Consider the following 18,545-nt stretch of genomic DNA (forward strand, 5'->3'; position numbering starts at 1 on the left):
GATAATCGTAAAGGATTATCGAGCATTCTATGCGGGCGTGGTGGAATTGGTAGACACGCTAGACTTAGGATCTAGTGCCGCAAGGTGTGGGAGTTCGAGTCTCCCCGCCCGTACAAAGGGAAAAGCCTCTCTTAACCGAGGGGCTTTTTTTGTTGATATATGAATTTTATCTGGAGAGGCGAGAAGCCTGTCCCGAGCGAAGTCGAGGGAAGTCTCCCCGCCCGTACATTGCAAAAAGCCTCTCTTGATCGAGGGGCTTTTTTGTTGATATATGAATTTTATCGGGAGTGACGAGAAGCCTGTCCCGAGCGAAGTCAAGGGAAATCTCCCCGCCCGTACTTATGAAGAAAGCTTCTATTAACCGAGGGGCTTTTTTTGTTTGGGATAGGAAAAGTTTTTATGGCCAGTGCATTTTATTGCACACTTTCATTTACGTTGATCTTTTTAGTATTTGAGCAAAGCAAAACGCCGGTTAATCCCCATCTTTGTAGTAACAAATAGCGAAAGCCGCTATATAACTTAAAACAAAATACTATGAACAATACAGGAAATACATTATTAGCAATCATTGCGGGATCTGCCATCGGAGCGGCCTTGGGAGTCTTATTCGCCCCGGACAAGGGAGAAGTAACACGCAGAAAAATAGCCGATCAAGCAACTGCCACAAAAGAATCGATTACGAATAACGCAATGGATTTGAAGGATAGGGTGGTTTCAAAAATTTCCTCCGAATCGGAGACGCTCGAAACACGAATGGAAGGTATAGTTTCTGACGTAAGTTATAAAACCGAGGATGTTATCACCACATTGGAACGAAAACTTGCAGCGTTAAAAAATAAGAACAAAAAACTACAGAAAACATCGTAATGGGTATTATTGAATCTTTAAACCAGACTACTGATAAAGCCCTTGATGTTGGCGAGGTATATTATAGAAAGACCCAAGAATATTACCAGTTAAAAGTGTTTCAACAGATCGCTACCCTGACAGGCATGTTTTGTAAGCTGCTACTCGTTGGTAGTTTCCTGTTCTTGGGATTGATCCTTGCGGTCGTGGCTGCAACCTTGGCCTTGGGCGAGCTTATCGAAAATATGGTTTTCGCCTGCTTGATCGTCGCTTCTATTTTAGTTATGATAAGTGCATTGCTCTATATATTCAGGAGGAAAATAGATTCGGTAATAGTTAAAAAAATTTCAAAACAATTTTTCGATTAAATGAAAACGTACAATAACCTTGAAGAGATAGAATTGGACCTAAAAAGATTGCGTCTGGAGCGTCAAATCGCTTTGGAAGAAATGAAATATTTGAAACTGGGGATTAAACAGGATTTGAGCGCGTACAAATGGCTCAACATAGCCTTGTCAGCCGCAAAAAAATATGGGATCATTTATTGGATGGGAAAGCTATTCAAGTGAAAAATATTTGATTGGTCGGTTGTTAGGAAAGGACGCTTCTTTAAAAGAGCGTTCTTTTTTTATGCCTCAACAGTAATCAAGGCATTTTCTTGAAACTCGCTTGGTGTTATCCCATATTTATTTTTGAAGATCTTCGAGAAATAACTTCGACTACTGAACCCGATGGTATATACAATCTGTGAGATATTCAAATCTGTGGTCCGTATTAAATCCCGTGCCACCTCTAATCTGGTGTGCCTGATATATTCGGTAACGGTTCTTTTGTAAATACTCTTGAATCCTTCTTGTAGTTTTGCCTGTGAGAGCCCTGACTCAAGCGATAGTTGTTCCAAGGAATAATCTTGGGAGACATCGTTGGCAATCCTTTTTGCGAGTTTGCGCACAATTTTCAATTCTGAATGGAGCAAGCTTGTTTTTGGGGCTTTGTTCTTGACCGCTTTATCATGCTGAAGAATATGCAAGGAGAGAATTTCATAAATCATTCCCTCGATCATCATCATACGGATCATTCCTTTTGATTTTATCTTTCTTAGGGCACCTATCTTGTTCGCCAATTTTAAGTTGTATGCCCCAAAGTAGGCAAAAGTATTTTCGTGATCGGTATCCAAGAAAACTTCATAAAGTCTCTTGTTAAGGGCATCCAGATTAGAAAGACGCCTTTTTAAAAAATGCCTCCTCGTAATTTGAATAACATTGATTTCCAACTTCTTATTGGCTGGAAAATACCAATAATTATAACCCCCATCCTTACAGGTAATGATAACTGATTGAAATTGTTCGAGTGTTTTGATGTCAGGTTCGGATTGATAGCCAAAGCGATGCCCACAATGCCCTTCTAAACAGTAGGTAAAATGTATAGGGTTGAATTCTGATGCATCCATAATAAGACAGATATCATCAAAAAAAGTAATATCATACTCCAAAAGGTTCACTCCCCAATCGAAAGTTATAAAGCGAATCGTTCCTTTCGCCAGATCATTGTCCATTGTCAAGGTATGCTCGCCCCATCGCTCTTCAATGGCGCCCCTAAGGGCAACACGAAGCTGTTTTACGGTTCCTTCTGTATTTTTAGCATCGATTACTATTTCAGTCATAACGAATAGATAAGCGCTATTTAAATGATTTAGATTATTTAAAAAAAACGGGCTCTTTTAAAGCACGCCTGAAACGAATGTAGGAATTTTTTTAATGCAGATGGCTTTGTGTTTCCACAAAAAACGACATAGATAGAAAGGGTTTTGCTTAATCGGTAAATCGAAAAAGCCCCTATTTCTAGGGACCTTTTGTAAACGGACCAAATCAATCTTTTTGTTTTATCGAACCCCTTACTAATAAAGAAGTCCAATTTCTGCGATATTTACAAAATCTATGCTTTAGGCGCTATTTATTTTTGGAATGTGTTATGACGATGGAGTAGGGTATTAAAAATCAATGCTGATTGACAGTCTAGTGCTAATTGACGTTCTTGAGATTCAGGTTGCTATTGAATTCAAGCGTACGAATAGGGAATGGGATGTTGATGTCGTTGTCTTTGAAGGTCTTCTTAATGGCCATGATGGCAACACTTTTTGCCTCTAATCTATTCTTGGCATCCGTTGCATCGACCCAGAATCGCGTAACGAAGTTGATCGAACTATCACCAAAGTCCTTAAAGTAAACCTCGATTTCACTACCATTATGTTGTTGGTAAATGCCAGATATGGCTTCTTTGACCAACGTTTCAACCTCATTCAAATCTGATTCATAACCTACACCACACGTTACTGCTATTCGCATTTTTTCGGTAATGGAATAGTTTTTTAAGGGGTTTTCGATAATAAGCTTGTTGGGTATGATGACCAAATTATTATCGAATTCCTTTAAAACGAGGCTGTTAAGATTGATATCGACAACTTCGCCAGAATATCCGGTCGTCTCGATCCAATGCCCGATTTCTATTTTCTTACGGAAGGAGAGGATAATTCCCGATAGCAGATTGGATAAAGTACCTTGAAGCGCTAAACCAATCACCAAACCGGAAATTCCTGCACCTGTTAATAACGTATTCAAGGTCTTGCTTAAATCCAATGCACCCAAGGCTAAAATCAATCCTAGTGAGACCACAATTACCGCGGAAACCCTTCCTATCAGTTTTGAAATACTGTCTTGTGAAATGCGTTTGGAGGCCAATCGCTCCATCCATTTATTCACATAACGGGCCGCATAATAAGATATGACCATTACCATTACTGCCACAAGAATGTTGGGTAGACTTTCGATGAATGATGTCATCCATCCTACAAGCTTGTCATAAATGTCAGAAAAGGATTGTTGTATTTTAGTGTTCATGATTATGGAATATTTTGATTTTATTTCTTAATATATTTCTATGTGTACTATATTAAGAAGCCTTGCTCATTTCGATTTTCTTCAGCTGGTCTGCGGTTTTTCTGTTCCATGCATCCAACATCCAACTCGATTTTTCCAATTCCCCAATATAGGCTCCTATCATATCTATCGTTCCCTCATCTCCTGCTTTTTCGGCTTTGTCTATAACTTTTTTCATTTGTTTTAGAAGGGTTTGATGGTCCTTGAGAATATGACCCACCATTTCAACATCTGTAATATGGGCTGATGTTTCTTCTATTTCAGCCAATTTTAAATATTCACCGAACGTACTTACCGGATGATAACGAAGGGTTAAAATCCGCTCTGCTGTTTCATCGATTTTTATTTTGGCATCATTGTATAGCTCCTCGAACTGATTGTGAAGATCAAAAAAGTTCTTTCCAAGAACATTCCAATGAAAGCTTCGCATTTTTTGATAATACACATTGTATTCAGCCAATAATTGATTCAATTCTGCTACAACGGGCACTAATTTTTTGTCATCCATATTTAAATAATTCATAAAGTAATTTTTAAGTTTTTTCTTAACGTGGCTCTCACGTCATTTTCAGTACACCACAAATTTAAAGGACTTATGTAAGGCTCCTTGACTCTTTTGCTTTTGATGTTGACACATATACCGATTGTTATCGTAATGGCGTTTCATGGGAAGGTAGGCCAGAAGCAACTAAAATTCATGGTAAGTGAACGACAATACCCATGCATTAAAAGTGAGGTAGGTGGGGAGTAACCAACTTCGGGTTTTTTTGCATCCCTTCTTATACTACGGGTGTAAGGATTGACTTGATTTTGAAATGAGTCAAGGCTTTATGTAAATGAACAAAGCGACCCCGAGGACCTACTTTATCTTTGTACCAGTTTAAAAGACAAGCGCCATTCCTTTTACATGTATGACCCAATGCACTTAAAATGGAATTTAAAACGGGTTTAAGGAAACGTAAAGAGTGAAGTGAGTGCTACGTAGTGCAGGTAAATGGAAGGAAAGCGCCGAAGATGTAAAGCGATGCGCATCTGAAAAGCAAATGCATTGCCCATTTAAATATTTTAACGTATGAATACATATACAGAAACTATTGGAAACAAATTGAACGACCTTTTGGAAAAAACCTATGACGCGGAGAAAGGGTTCAAAAAGGCCGCGGAGAACACTGAGAATAATTATTTAAAAGGGTTCTTTGAACGAAAAGCAAAGCAACGCTACACGTTTGGGCATGAGTTGAAAACGGAAATCAAATCTTTTGGTCAGGACGTCGAAAAGGGCGATAGCATGACCTCTAAAGCACATCGTACCTGGATGGACATCAAAGCCATGTTCACCTCTAACAGTGAGGAAGCTATGTTGGAAGAGGCTATTCGAGGAGAAAAAGCCGCTGTAAAAGAGTATAAAGAGGTTTTAAATGAAACGGCTTTGCCTCCAAGTACGGAGTTGTTACTGAAAAAACAGTGTAACGCTATCGAAGTCGGATTCAATACCATCAAGACTTTGGAGGATATCAGATCATAACATGATATGATAGGAAGCATTTCAATAAAAGGAGGCATATGGCCTCCTTTTATTATGTTCTATAGAGACATACGGCAAGGGTGTTATTTTGGGAATCGAAGCATTTTAGTTATAGGATTTCAGGTGAAGATTTTCCAAAGAAACAAAGCATATTTTTATAAATCACTGATAATCAATCATTACAAAAGAGCAAAGCATTGTTGCGATAGCGTTAAGCCAGACCGTTACATTTTTGCAACTTTGTTTTGATAGCGAGTAAGATAGCTTGCTGCGAATAGTATTAACCTTTAAAACAAATCATTATGTTACGTTGGACAATCACATTTATCATATTGGCGATTATTGCTGGAATTTTTGGATTTGGAGGTATTGCAGCAGGTGCTGCCAGTATCGCCAAGATATTATTCTTCATATTCATAATTCTTTTTATAATCTCCTTGATTACCGGAAGAAAAAAGATTTAATAAGCATTTGAAGAAAAAAAATTAAGAACCTTAAAAACACACAGAATGAAAAAAACAGTATATATGTTGTTATTCACAGTAATGACCATAATGGCGGCTACCAGCTGTCGGGAGAAAACAACAAAGGAAAAGGTAGAGGATAGCATTGAGGAAGTCGGTGATGACCTGGAAGAAGGCGTTGAAGAAATCGGGGATGAAATCGATGACGCCACTGACGATAATTAGTAGTATGCCACTACACAACAATGAGCGGATGACTTTTCGGAGTTTATCCGCTTTTTTAGGTTGAAAGGGTGCTCAAGTTCCCGCATGAATACCGAGGCCACTTCTTATTTTGGGTGATCTGCTGGTATTTGGCCCTAGTGTTAGTTTTTTGTTGGGAATCCTTCAACTATCCAAAACATCAATGACCAACCTAGTGCTTAATTTCGAATTGCCTATTTAATTCACTAACTTACCTATTATTTTTAGTTTTGGATGAACCATCAAAATATCAAATTTACCGAGTACCGAAAGGCTTTACAACAAGCGAGTTTTTTTAAAGAATCCAGTGATGAGGCCATCGACAAACTATTGGGTTCAATGACCGCGGTGAATTGGAACGTTAAAAGCTTTAAAAGTAGCCTTGAAGTGTCCACTACCTTCCATTTCATCGTTTCCGGTAGGATCAAGGTGTTCAAATCCAATCCGGATACGGGCAGGGAACATACGGTTTTTGTTTTGTCCGATGGCGACGTTTTTGATGTATTGTCTTTATTGGATACGAAACCGCATGATGTTTATTGGGAAGCCCTTGATACTTCTGAAATCTTAAAAATATCAATGGATCAAATGCGTAATTGGATCAATGAATATCCAATAGCCCATAAGGCCATATTGTATTATTTGGGCAATCGAATGCGTCTGCTCATGGATGTTGCCACAGACGTAACCCTGCACAATACACTGGTAAGACTTTCTAGTTTGTTGTTGAAAAACATCAACGGGGAAACCCGAAAACTCGAATTGATCAATAACCTTCCCAATGAGGAAATCGCTGGACTCATCGGTACGACGAGGGCAGTGGTCAGTCGGCACATTCAGGAGCTTAAACGTTGCGGTGCGATTTCGGTAAGTCGCAAGCAGATCAATGTCAAGAACTTAGAGCTACTATTGTCTATTGCCGAGGAAAAATTTATTCCCTAAAACCCTTTGTATGGGGTTTCATATACCAATCCTCCAACATTCCATTTTATTTAAAGAAATGATTTAAGACATGTGCTACCTAGGTAGCTGTTCTCACACGTATAATAACCTAACTTTAAGACTTTGGGTTAAGTCAAGTCGGCTACATCTTCGAAGAATCCTTAAACTAGGATAAATCCGTTTCATTTTTAAACTTGATTAAAGGTGCATAACTAGCTTCGACCTGTGGTGCAATTCCAATAAAAAGTGTTGGAATGATTACCCCAGCACCAAATCGAATACTAATCGAAAAAATATTTATTAACCTATGTCAATATCATTAAAGCGTTTGTTCAGATACAAAAGAACTATTGTGAACCCTTTGGTGCTGCGCTCCTTTCATTCAAGATTTCCAAAGGCATCCCATATTTTATGGCAACAAGTGGATGTTTTTAAATGGCATGTGAATTTTACCTATAAAAAGAACAAATGCACAGCTTTGTTCAATAGTGAAGGAGAATGGCTGGAAACAGTCACCTTAGTGTCCTTGGACAAAATTCCGGAACGGTTACAACTTACATTGGATGAAAAAACCAATAAGGATGAACTTCGACAAATTTACCATGTTCAGTCCCCTGATCGAAGTCTATATGAGCTGAATTTAAATAACGGCCTATATACACTTAGACTGCTTTATGACCTCTCAGGTAATATTGTAGGCAAAATGTTAATGTAGTAGATGGCCTCGCTCTTTTAGTCTCTAATCCGAATCAATAGTTGAGAATATAGTACAAACCATATTATTAATGGTATCTTATAAAAAACTGAAATTTTAATATGATAAAAGATTTGACCAAGTCACAAGACCTATTCAATAGGAGAAAGATCGTTGTGGCCAATGGCGTAGGGGTATTCAATACGGCCACCGTACAACAAGCAAAAGGCGCCATTATTATTGATGTAGAGGGCCGTGAACTTATCGATTTTGCAGGCGGAATTGGTGTCGTGAATGCCGGACATTGCCCTGAACCAGTTGTAGAAGCAATACGTGAGCAAGCTGGGAAATATTTACACACCAGTTTTAATGTAGTGACGTATGAACCGTACATTCAGCTATGTGAGGAGTTGGCAGAAATTCTACCTCATGGGGAAAAAACAAAAGTGATGTTGGTCAGCACAGGGGCGGAAGCTGTTGAAAATGCGATCAAAATCGCTCGACAAGCCACAAAAAAGTCAGCGGTTCTTTGTTATACAGGCGCTTATCATGGCAGAACCATGATGGCAATGACTTTGACAAGTAAAGTGAGTTATAAGTATAATTGTGGTCCATTCGCACCAGAGGTATACAGGCTTCCTTTTCCCAATTTTTATAGGTATCATGGAGAAAGTGACTTGGATAAATTTGTGGATATTGAACTTAAACGACTTCATGAAAGCGCCTTAAATCTTGTGGATGTAACTGAGCTTGCAGCCATTATTATTGAACCGATACAAGGTGAAGGTGGTTTTAATCCTGTTCCTAAAAGATATTTGGAAGGATTGAGGGCGTTTTGTGATGAACATGGGATTATGTTGATCATGGATGAAGTACAAAGCGGATTCTGTCGCACGGGTCATTGGGCGAGTTGGCAGCATTATGGGGTACAGCCCGATATTAGCACATATGCAAAATCAATGGGATCCGGACTTCCGATTGCAGCAGTAGTTGGTAAGGCAGAAATCATGGATGCCGCAGCCCCAGGCTCTATTGGAGGCACTTATATTGGTAGTCCCATTTGTTGTGTCGCAGCTTCGGCTACTATTAAATATATGAAAGAAATTAATTTGAACGAGCGAGCGGTGGAAGTAGGCAATATCATTTCATCCCGATTGAATAACTTAATGAAGGAATGTCCCGCAATAGGTGATGTCAGGGGCATTGGTGCGATGATCGGCATTGAGTTTGTGAAAAATGGAGACCCTAGGCAACCCAATTCTGAAATTTGCGGACGAATCGTTAAAGGTTGTGCAGAAAACGGTTTGATCGTATTGAGTGCAGGGACGTATAAAAATGTGCTTCGCATATTATCCCCGTTAGTCATTACAGACGAACAATTGAAGAAAGGATTATCCATTTTGGAAAACGAAATTAAAAAAGCGCTTAATAATATATGAAACCATTCGCAATAGCAGGAGTACAAATGAAAGTATCGGCAGTCGCTTCCAATGTGGAAATGATGAAGCTGAAAATAGATATCACCATGAATCTTTATCCGTGGATAGAAATGATCATGTTCAGTGAGTTATGCGCCTTTGGCCCATTAACTCACACCGCACAACCCATACCCAATAATTTTGAAGCAGAAATGCAAGCCAAGGCGAAGCAATACGGCATTTGGCTGCTTCCTGGTTCGATATTCGAAAAGAGCAATGGTAACATATATAATACCGCGACTGTTATCAACCCAAAAGGGGAAATCGTAACGCGCTATCGTAAAATGTTTCCCTTCTATCCTTACGAGGTCGGCGTGACCGCTGGAACGGAATTTTGTGTGTTCGATGTGCCGGAGGTAGGAAGATTCGGGGTGTCTATATGTTACGATATGTGGTTCCCGGAAACAATAAGAACATTGGCAGCAATGGGTGCAGAGGTCATACTTCATCCTACCATGTCGGGTACCATAGATCGCGATATTGAGTTGTCCATTGTAAGGGCAATGGCTTCTGTGAATCAATGTTACTTCTTCGATGTTAATGGATTGGATACAGGGGGTACCGGACGTTCAATAGTCTGCGGACCAGATGGTCTTGTCATACACCAATCAGAAGGGACTGAGGAAATTATTCCACTTGAATTAAATATCTCTAGGGTGAAAAGGAGCCGTGAATTGGGCATCTTACGCCTAGGCCAGCCGTTGAAAAGTTTCAGGGATCATTTAGGTCAATTCAAAATATATCAACCAGATGCCCCGCATCCCTATCTTGATTCTCTTGGGCCACTGATAAAACCTAACCGACTGGATAAATTGACAGAACTAATAATAAAGGAAGACAAACTAGAACATCATTCATCACCCATACATTACAAAGGGGATGGCTTAAATTAAAACAAAAACTATGGGAGGAGTACCTCAAGGAAAAAAGAAAAAATCAGTAGGAATCAAAGATTATGTGAGTTGGTTTGAAATACCGGCCATTGACTTTCAACAGGCGGTCAATTTTTACAATCACATTTTCGGTATTACCATGGAACAACAAAACACGAATGAGAATGCCATGGCATTTTTTCCTACCACAACAGGCATTGGTGGTAGCGTAATTGCAGGTCAAGGATATGTGCCCAGTGATTGTGGCCCCTTGGTCTATCTCAATGGGGGAAAGGATTTGAGCAATGTCTTGAACAAAGTGGAAGAAGCGGGTGGGCGGATTATAATGTCTAAAACCCTTATTAGTGAAGAGATGGGTTATTTTGCCATTTTTATCGATTCCCAAGGGAATAAATTAGCCTTATACTCTAAAAACTAAACTGTGATTAAAACAAACATAAAAACAGCACCATATTATAACATCGGCCAACTAAGGGTTGATTACTGGAACAAACTAAAAATTGTCACAGCCGAATTGGCAAGATGCAAAAAAGGGTCTGCAAATGAAAAAAAATACATAAGTGATGCAAAATCGATTTTAAAAGATTTAAAAAGCGTGGCGGTTTATTTCGCCACTCCAGGGATGGTGCGTATTCAAAAACTTGAAAAGGCCCTTTTGAAAAATGAACATACCTCCTTGGCCAATTTAGTATCAGAAACCACAAAACAACTGGTAGGGGATAGTTATAAGCGCAATCCTGATTTTCTGAACTATGACGAGCATAGCATAGAATCCGTTGAAGAGCACGAACAGCTCAACACCATCAGAAAAAATCATTTTGAAGTCTTGTTCGTCGACAATATGTCGGTGGAAGAAGAGGATGAGCTCAAAAATAGTTTTAGAAATCTACACGCGCCTAAAGACAAATTTACCTATGGTATAATCGTACAACGATCGTTTCAAGACGCGATGATCGCCTTGCTTTTTAACCACAACATACAGGCAGTCGTAGTGCGGTATGCGCCTCCCTATCATTCCAAACTCATTACTCCGCTCATTAAACCCTATATACAACAGGTAACCAAGTTGGATTACTCAACAAAACCTGAAACAGATCTTGGCCCTTTGATCGGCACTTTAATCAAACAATTCAGACCTGAATTGGATGCCTATTATGTGACTGATACCGCCTTGGGATATTTAAAGGACAGCACAATTAAAAGTTTTAGGCGTATCTTCTATCAGACGGAAGATATACAAGAATTACATTTGACCATCATGCGTGGTATTGCTGAAAGGTATAATACACCCTTTTTCTCAGCCTTGGTAGAATACAGCCAAAAGCCCACCGGTGTTTTTCATGCAATGCCTATCTCCCGTGGAAATTCGGTATTTAAATCACGATGGATCAATGATTTTGGCGATTTCTACGGAAGAAATATGTTTCTGGCAGAAACCTCTGCGACTACTGGAGGCCTCGATTCGTTGCTACAACCTACTGGGCCTTTAAAGAAAGCTCAGGAATTGGCACGTGATGCCTACGGTTCAAAACATACGTACTTTGTTACCAACGGTACTTCTACCGCAAACAAGATCGTAATGCAGGCTCTGGTACAACCCGGCGATGTCGTGTTGATCGACAGGGATTGCCATAAGTCGCACCACTACGGTTTGGTTTTATCAGGAGCCTTTCCGGTGTATCTCGATTCATATCCTATCGAGGAATATTCGATGTACGGGGCTGTTCCCCTTCAGCAGATCAAAAGCAAATTACTGCAGTTGAAAGCTGCCGGAAGGTTGAATAAGGCTAAAATGCTGTTATTGACCAATTGCACCTTTGATGGTTTGGTCTATAACGTTGAAAGGGTGATGGAAGAAGTTTTGGCCATAAAGCCGGATATGATTTTTTTATGGGACGAAGCGTGGTTCGCTTTTGCAAGTTTCGGCACCAATTATAAACAACGGACTGCCATGTTTACCGCAAACAAATTATACGACAAATACAAAAGTAGCGACTATAAAAAACAATATTCCACATATATTGGATCACTGGGGGCAAATGACATTTCAATACTACCCGATCCGGATAAGGTACGTATAAGGGCATTCGCCACTCAAAGTACCCACAAAACCTTGAGTAGTTTTAGGCAAGGTTCCATGATTCATATTTGGGACGAGGATTTTAGACGAAAAAGTGAAGAAACTTTCTTGGAAGCCTATATGACGCATACTTCTACCTCGCCAAATTATCAAATGTTGGCTTCCCTTGATGTGGGTCGTAGACAAGTACAGTTGGAAGGTTTTGAGTTGGTGGAAAAAAGCATAGAAATGGCCATGGTACTCCGCGCCAAAATAAATGACAATCCCCAATTGAGCAAATATTTTGACATCCTAACAGTACGTAATTTTATTCCGGATACCTATCGTCAATCGGGGTTGAAAGAATATTACTCAAAAGAAGAAGGATGGAACCGAATGGAAGAAGCTTGGGAAAATGACGAATTTGTCTTAGATCCGACTAAAATAACCTTGTATGTAGGTAAAACCGGTGTTGATGGGGATACTTTTAAGAATAAGTATCTCATGGATAAATTTAATATCCAGATAAATAAGACGTCTAGAAACACGGTTCTCTTTATGACCAATATAGGGACCACGCGTGGAAGTATTACCTACCTCACCAATGCATTACTAAGAATCGCGGATGAATTGGATGAAGAGTTTAAGGCATTGAATTCCAAGGAACAGGAAATTCTACAAAAAAGAATTCATTCCTTGACCAAGGAAGTGCCACCGTTGCCCGATTTTAGTTATTTCCACCACTCATTTCAAGCGGTCCCAGGCGTGCCTGGAGGCAATATCCGAGCAGCGTACTTTTTGGCATATGAAGAAGAAAATTACGAATATGTACCACTGAACAATTGTTTGTCCGTTATGGAAAAAGGCAAAACTTTGGTGGCATCCACTTTTGTAATTCCGTATCCCCCTGGTTTTCCGGTACTTGTTCCTGGACAAGTGGTTAGTGAAGAAATCATCAATTTCCTAACCGCTTTGGACGTTAGCGAAATTCATGGGTACAGGGCAGAACTAGGTCTTAGGGTATTCCGGGAAAGTGTTTTGGACCGTCATAAAACGACAACTTCCATGGGAGCCATGGGCATGCAAAAAAGTAATAAAAAATCTAAAAAAATTAAAGAAAACGTATGAGTGCTAAAAAAGTAATACCAGCAAAGAAAAAGATAGCCGTCAAGAATGAAAAAGTAATACCAGTAAAAAAAAAGATAGTTGTCAACGATAAAAAAGCAACCGTGGTAAAAAAGACTTCAGCTCCGGAAATGCTTAACGGCGTTGCCGACATTCGAAGATTTTTTTATAAAAACGAAGTGCCATTATATTTCATCAGTGCCACCAACTTCAATATGTTAGGTGCCGACGAATGGATCAAAGGTTTTAAATTCATCTGTCATATCGAATGTTTTGATGGGCAGCACCCCAATGTTTTCTCGCCCAAAGAAGAAATTCCCCATGATGAGTTTACCTGTATTGAGGATATCAACAACTACCTATTGCAGCACCCAGAGGTTCAGGACTATTTAAAGACCCGTAAAAAAGGCAGGACTGCAGGTAAGGCCATGTTTCTGATGTTTGATGAAAAGACCGAGAGACTGGCAAAAAAGTTAGGATTACAGGTCATGTTCCCAACAGCTAAGATGCGCACGTTCATGGACAATAAAGTGAATACCAATCGTATCGCTGAAAAAGCAGGGGTACCTTGTGTGCCCTATGTATTAACTCCAGTAACGGACTATGCTCACTTGAATAAAGTGTCAAAATCCCTCGGAACGGATTTAGTGATTCAAACGCCATACGGTGATTCAGGTCACACTACTTTTTTCATTTCCAACGAAAAAGAGTTCGAAAAACATGAGGAGGAAATCGTAAAAGAGAAGGAAGTCAAAGTAATGAAACGCATCAATTGTAAAGGTTCGGCCATTGAGGCCTGTGTTACAAGACATGGTACCATAGTGGCGCCATTGATGACAGAACTCGTCGGTTTCAAGGAATTGACGCCTTATAAAGGAGGATGGTGTGGCAACGAGATCTATCCGAATGCATTTACTCCTGAACTTCGGAAAAAAGCAACGAAATTCACCCAACTTTTTGGTGACCAATTGCGTAAAGAAGGCTATAAAGGCTACTTTGAACTTGATTTTCTAATTGATCAAGACAATGGGGAAATTTATCTTGGAGAGCTGAACCCAAGGGTCACTGGTGCAAGTTCCATTACCAATCATGCGGTTTTTGCATTGGCTGATGCTCCTCTATTCGTGTTTCATATTCTGGAATGGATGGATGTTGATTATAAGCTGAACATCAACGACCTTAACGCACGTTGGGCTAAGCAAGATAACATTGACGGATGGAGTCAATTGATTATCAAACACACCGAAGATACTGTTGAATATGTATCGGAGGCACCAGCTTCCGGTATTTATAAAATGTTTGATAACGGTCACATTCAATTCGACCGTATGGATACCCATAGAAGAGCCGTTGAAACCGAAAATGAGGCTTTCTTTTTACATATCTCCAAGAAAGGCGATTACCTCTATGAGGGAGCGGATTTAGGTATTTTAGTTTCTAGGGGACGTATGATGACCGATGATTTTAAGTTGAATACAAGAGCGAAAAACTGGATTAAGGCCATCCGTTCAAAGTACATTTCCGAAATTGTGGAAGACAAACGGGAGCAGGTTATACTAACAGGTAGTTTGACAAAATAAAACGGCGATTAACCCATGGAATTCAAAAGCACAAATCCTTATAGCAATAAGGAAGTTGGCTGCTATACAGCACTTTCAAAAGAGGAAACAACAGCAAAACTCAAGAAGGCGCAAAATGCCTTCAAAGCGTGGCGAAGAGTGCCACTTTCCGAACGTATAAATCTCATTCAAAAAGCTGGTAATATTCTGCGGGATAATGTGGATGAATATGCTAGAATGATTACCCTTGAAATGGGCAAACCTATTTCGGAGTCAAGAGCGGAAGTGAATAAATGTGCTTGGGTATGCGATTATTATGCTGAAAATGCTACCGAATTCTTAGCGGACGAAGTCATTTCCACCGATGCGGACCAGAGTTTTGTGCGACATGACCCCATTGGAACTGTTCTCGCCATCATGCCTTGGAATTTTCCTTTTTGGCAAGTTTTCCGATTTGCAGCACCCACTTTGACTGCCGGAAATACCGGTTTATTAAAACATGCCCCAAACGTTTTTGGGTGTGCCCAACTCATAGAAGGGATTTTTGCAAAAGCCGGATTTCCACCCAATGTATTTCAAAATCTAATTGTGCATCACGACCTAACCGAGCATATTATCTCACATGATGGTGTAAGGGCAGTTACGTTGACGGGGAGCGAAAAAGCTGGTTCGGCAGTTGCTGAAATCGCCGGCAGGCATATCAAAAAATCGCTTTTGGAACTTGGGGGAAATAACGCCTTTATAGTTTTGGAAGATGCGGATATCGATAAAGCCGTAAAAACGGCAATTACAGCTAGAATGCTCAATTGTGGACAAAGTTGTATTGCGGCAAAACGCTTTATTTTGGTTGAAGGTATTTATGATGAATTTGTTTCCAAATTTACGGAAGCCGTTCGTAAATTGAAATCTGGGGATCCGATGGATGAAACGACCCAAGTTGGACCTTTGGCCCGAAAAGACTTGGCGGACCAACTCAATCTTCAAGTAAAGGAATCCATAAAGCTAGGGGCTGAATTGTTACTTGGAGGAAATCAACACGGTTGTTATCATGAACCTACTATTTTGGGGAATGTAGAACCAGGAATGACTGCTTTTGATGAAGAGACCTTTGGGCCCTTGGCTGCCATGATCAAAGCAAAAAATATGGATCATGCTTTTGACCTTTCCGGGCAATCGAAGTATGGCCTTGGAGTAACTGTTTGTACTACTAATACTGAATTGGCATTACAATATGCGGATAGGGTTGGTGATGGTGCGTATTTTATAAACGAATTGGTAAAATCAGATCCGAGATTACCCTTTGGAGGCACTAACAAGTCAGGGTATGGTCGTGAATTGGCAAAGGACGGAATAATGGAGTTTGTAAATCGAAAAACCATATATTTAAAAGATTTAATTGTTTAATTCTTACCGCATTGTTTTCATGGAAATATTGAATGAAATTTTGGAATTTGAAATCTTCACCTTAGGGGATTATACGTTGAAAGTATCTAAACTCATAACTATTCTGTTAATTTTAATGATTACCAAAATAGCACTTTGGATCTTTAAAAAGGCCTTATTTAGAAGGTACAAATTCACTAAACTTGATGCCGGCAGTATTTATGCCCTGTTCCAAATTATTAAATATATAATTTGGGTAATCGCCATTGCATTTATTTTAGAGACTATCGGCATTAAAGTCACCTTTCTATTGGCTGGATCTGCGGCTTTACTTGTTGGTGTAGGATTGGGTCTACAGCAAACATTCAACGATGTTATATCTGGCATCATCCTGCTTTCTGAAAGATCCATTAAAATAGACGATGTTTTGGAAATAGATGGCGATGTTGTGAAAATCGAAAGTATTGGTTTTCGAACTTCCAAGGCATTGAACCGGGATGACATTTCAATAATAATCCCAAATTCATTGATTACCACCAATAAAGTAATCAATTGGAGTCATCAGTCGCAAAAAACACGGTTTAAAATTGATGTTGGGGTGGCCTATGGTAGTGATGTCGATCTAGTTATTAACATCTTGGAAGAAAGCGCAATGGAGCATCCTGATATTTTTAGCAAGGAATGGGTTGAAGCCCGCTTAATGGATTTTGGCAATTCCTCATTGGATTTTCAGTTGTTGTTTTTTAGTGATAATAGCTTTAGAATAGGAAAAGTGAAAAGTGATATCCGAAGAATCATTAATAGGAAGTTTGCGGAACACAATATCACTATACCATTCCCTCAAATGGATTTACATGTCAGATCGAATGCCACCAAAAAAAAATAGAAATTCAAATTCCGCAAAAATCTATTTTCTTACCTCGATAATTGAATATCATGAAATAAGTTGATTTACCTAAACCATTATGGCGCGATTCATTAAAAAACAGAAATACGAAATCGGGTTGGCACCTGACGAACTTCTATTCAGAGGTATAAAAAAATCGGAAGAGGTAACGATACGGGTAATCGACTTTGACGCCCAAAAGTTAGAGGAAAATGCCCTAAAGGAAGTAGCGGAAATACAGAGGTACCAAGACAAAAAGACAGTGACCTGGCTAAATATAGATGGGTTGCACAATCCTGTTTTAATGGGAGAAATTGCCAAGGTTTTTGAATTGGATGATCTAGTGTTGGCCAATGTCATGAATACCACGGCACGACCCACCGTTTTTGAACATGATAACTGCATTCTCATTTCTATTAAAATGCTCCAGTTGAAAGAGGACACGGGATTGATTGCAGTTGAGAACCTAAGCTTGATTTTGACAAAATCCGTATTGATATCGTTTCAAGAGACTAAAGGCGATGTATTCGAGCCCATTAGGGAACGGATTAGGAAAAAGAAAAAAAGGATTCGCAATGGATGGACCGATTATCTGGCCTTTGCCTTATTGGACATAGTTATAGACAACTATATTTATATTATCGGTGTGCTAGGTGAGAAAATAGAGGTTTTGGAGGAGCATATCGGCCAAAACCAACCCAACACTTCGGTAATAAAAAAAATCAATGCCTATAAAAGGGAATTGAATTTTATTAGAAGAAATATTAGGCCGGCAAAGGAAATGATCTTGGCACTTTCAAAAATGGAGTCCGAATTCATTTATGAAAGCACTTATGTTCATTACAAGGAACTTCTTGACAACATTAATCAAGCTAACGATTCTTCAGATAGCTATCGGGAGATTTTAACTGATCAGTTGAACCTTTATCATACCACCATAAGCAGTAAGTTGAACGACATCATGAAATTCCTTACCATTTTTTCGGTAATCTTCATTCCCTTAACCTTTATCGCCGGAATTTATGGGACCAATTTTGAGGTGCTGCCTGAACTACACTTTGAATACAGTTATTTTATCATGCTAGGCGTTATGTTGGCCTTGGCCATTGCCATGCTGATTTATTTTAGAAAAAGAAAATGGTTTTAATGAAACATAGAGAAAAATATGAAGTCATCCTTTAAAGTGGAACGGTTGCATTTTAAGACCATCCATGAATTGCCGAATTCTTGGACGAATCAAGACTATACAAACATGCTTGAAATCATGGAGTATTCCGATGTTTCTGAGCTGAAACCGGTGGAGCTGAAAGAAATGTGCTTGATGTCTTTGACGGATCATGAGCCTGAGGATGCCGCCAAAATTGTATTGGGTTATATTTTTAAAAATCGATTGAACAAAGGGCAGATCGAGAACATTTCCAATGAGATGCTTGATGAAAGGATGTGGGAAGAATATGCAGACCTTTCCTTGCACGAAGCGTTCTTTAATGTAAACCAACTATTGTATGAGGC

At 39.4% G+C, this 18,545-nt stretch carries 19 protein-coding genes, 1 tRNA gene and 1 pseudogene; 18 read left to right on the forward strand and 3 right to left on the reverse strand.

Features of this window, described 5'->3' with window-relative positions; translation table 11 throughout:
* The first annotated feature begins 31 nt into the window (after positions 1-31).
* From WBM98_RS15555 to WBM98_RS15570, 4 genes are all read left to right on the forward strand, one after another.
* A tRNA-Leu gene (locus WBM98_RS15555) sits at positions 32-113 on the forward strand.
* A gap of 421 nt (positions 114-534) precedes the next feature.
* Positions 535-867 carry a YtxH domain-containing protein gene (locus tag WBM98_RS15560; RefSeq protein ID WP_424366943.1) on the forward strand — a complete coding sequence of 111 codons (333 nt, stop codon included), beginning with the start codon at positions 535-537 and terminating at the stop codon, positions 865-867.
* Complete coding sequence (locus WBM98_RS15565) at positions 867-1,214, forward strand: hypothetical protein (RefSeq protein WP_424366944.1); 348 nt, start codon at positions 867-869, stop codon at positions 1,212-1,214. Before WBM98_RS15560 ends, WBM98_RS15565 begins: the two co-directional genes overlap by 1 nt.
* A complete protein-coding gene (locus WBM98_RS15570; protein ID WP_424366945.1) occupies positions 1,215-1,415 on the forward strand; it encodes a hypothetical protein in 201 nt (66 codons plus the stop codon). It begins immediately after the preceding gene.
* Between the two features lie 59 nt (positions 1,416-1,474).
* Here the strand turns inward: WBM98_RS15570 and WBM98_RS15575 are convergent, their stop codons facing one another.
* The 3 genes from WBM98_RS15575 to WBM98_RS15585 form a co-directional block, all read right to left on the reverse strand.
* A complete protein-coding gene (locus tag WBM98_RS15575) occupies positions 1,475-2,509 on the reverse strand; it encodes a helix-turn-helix transcriptional regulator (RefSeq protein WP_424366946.1) in 1,035 nt (344 codons plus the stop codon).
* 358 nt (positions 2,510-2,867) lie between these two features.
* Complete coding sequence (locus tag WBM98_RS15580; RefSeq protein WP_424366947.1) at positions 2,868-3,743, reverse strand: mechanosensitive ion channel family protein; 876 nt, start codon at positions 3,741-3,743, stop codon at positions 2,868-2,870.
* A 52-nt stretch (positions 3,744-3,795) separates the two neighbouring features.
* Positions 3,796-4,305 (reverse strand): Dps family protein, encoded by a 510-nt coding sequence (locus WBM98_RS15585; protein ID WP_424366948.1) that lies wholly within the window; start codon positions 4,303-4,305, stop codon positions 3,796-3,798.
* 549 nt (positions 4,306-4,854) lie between these two features.
* On the opposite strand from WBM98_RS15585, the gene WBM98_RS15590 reads away from it, so the two are divergent.
* The 14 genes and pseudogenes from WBM98_RS15590 to WBM98_RS15655 form a co-directional block, all read left to right on the forward strand.
* On the forward strand, positions 4,855-5,307 hold the full coding sequence (locus WBM98_RS15590; protein WP_424366949.1) for a ferritin-like domain-containing protein: 453 nt from the start codon (positions 4,855-4,857) through the stop codon (positions 5,305-5,307).
* A gap of 302 nt (positions 5,308-5,609) precedes the next feature.
* The gene (locus WBM98_RS15595; protein ID WP_424366950.1) at positions 5,610-5,771 is read left to right on the forward strand and encodes a DUF1328 family protein; all 162 of its coding nucleotides are present in this window, start codon (positions 5,610-5,612) and stop codon (positions 5,769-5,771) included.
* A 45-nt stretch (positions 5,772-5,816) separates the two neighbouring features.
* Positions 5,817-5,996, forward strand: coding sequence for a hypothetical protein (locus WBM98_RS15600; protein WP_424366951.1), 180 nt, complete (start codon positions 5,817-5,819; stop codon positions 5,994-5,996).
* A gap of 252 nt (positions 5,997-6,248) precedes the next feature.
* Entirely contained in the window at positions 6,249-6,956 is a 708-nt protein-coding gene (locus tag WBM98_RS15605) for a Crp/Fnr family transcriptional regulator (RefSeq protein WP_424366952.1), read from the forward strand.
* 307 nt (positions 6,957-7,263) lie between these two features.
* Positions 7,264-7,671, forward strand: a complete 408-nt coding sequence (locus WBM98_RS15610) for a hypothetical protein (protein WP_424366953.1) — start codon at positions 7,264-7,266, stop codon at positions 7,669-7,671.
* Between the two features lie 101 nt (positions 7,672-7,772).
* Entirely contained in the window at positions 7,773-9,089 is a 1,317-nt protein-coding gene (locus tag WBM98_RS15615; RefSeq protein ID WP_424366954.1) for an aspartate aminotransferase family protein, read from the forward strand.
* Positions 9,086-10,021, forward strand: coding sequence for a carbon-nitrogen hydrolase family protein (locus WBM98_RS15620; RefSeq protein ID WP_424366955.1), 936 nt, complete (start codon positions 9,086-9,088; stop codon positions 10,019-10,021). Before WBM98_RS15615 ends, WBM98_RS15620 begins: the two co-directional genes overlap by 4 nt.
* A 10-nt stretch (positions 10,022-10,031) precedes the next feature.
* Positions 10,032-10,439: a VOC family protein gene (locus WBM98_RS15625; protein ID WP_424366956.1), complete on the forward strand. Its 408-nt coding sequence runs from the start codon at positions 10,032-10,034 to the stop codon at positions 10,437-10,439.
* A gap of 3 nt (positions 10,440-10,442) precedes the next feature.
* Positions 10,443-13,208 carry an aminotransferase class I/II-fold pyridoxal phosphate-dependent enzyme gene (locus tag WBM98_RS15630; RefSeq protein ID WP_424366957.1) on the forward strand — a complete coding sequence of 922 codons (2,766 nt, stop codon included), beginning with the start codon at positions 10,443-10,445 and terminating at the stop codon, positions 13,206-13,208.
* Entirely contained in the window at positions 13,205-14,785 is a 1,581-nt protein-coding gene (locus WBM98_RS15635; RefSeq protein WP_424366958.1) for a biotin carboxylase, read from the forward strand. The genes WBM98_RS15630 and WBM98_RS15635 overlap by 4 nt, the downstream gene beginning before the upstream one ends.
* Before the next feature lie 15 nt (positions 14,786-14,800).
* Positions 14,801-16,168: an NAD-dependent succinate-semialdehyde dehydrogenase gene (locus WBM98_RS15640; protein ID WP_424366959.1), complete on the forward strand. Its 1,368-nt coding sequence runs from the start codon at positions 14,801-14,803 to the stop codon at positions 16,166-16,168.
* A 19-nt stretch (positions 16,169-16,187) separates the two neighbouring features.
* Positions 16,188-17,033 (forward strand): mechanosensitive ion channel family protein, encoded by an 846-nt coding sequence (locus WBM98_RS15645; RefSeq protein WP_424366960.1) that lies wholly within the window; start codon positions 16,188-16,190, stop codon positions 17,031-17,033.
* A gap of 79 nt (positions 17,034-17,112) precedes the next feature.
* Positions 17,113-18,180 carry a magnesium/cobalt transporter CorA gene (corA, locus tag WBM98_RS15650; RefSeq protein WP_424366961.1) on the forward strand — a complete coding sequence of 356 codons (1,068 nt, stop codon included), beginning with the start codon at positions 17,113-17,115 and terminating at the stop codon, positions 18,178-18,180.
* Positions 18,181-18,198: 18 nt separating this feature from the next.
* A pseudogene (locus WBM98_RS15655) lies at positions 18,199-18,545 on the forward strand (hypothetical protein); the annotation flags it as partial.

The organism is Maribacter sp., from assembly GCF_049667165.1.
Taxonomy (GTDB): Bacteria; Bacteroidota; Bacteroidia; order Flavobacteriales; family Flavobacteriaceae; genus Maribacter_A.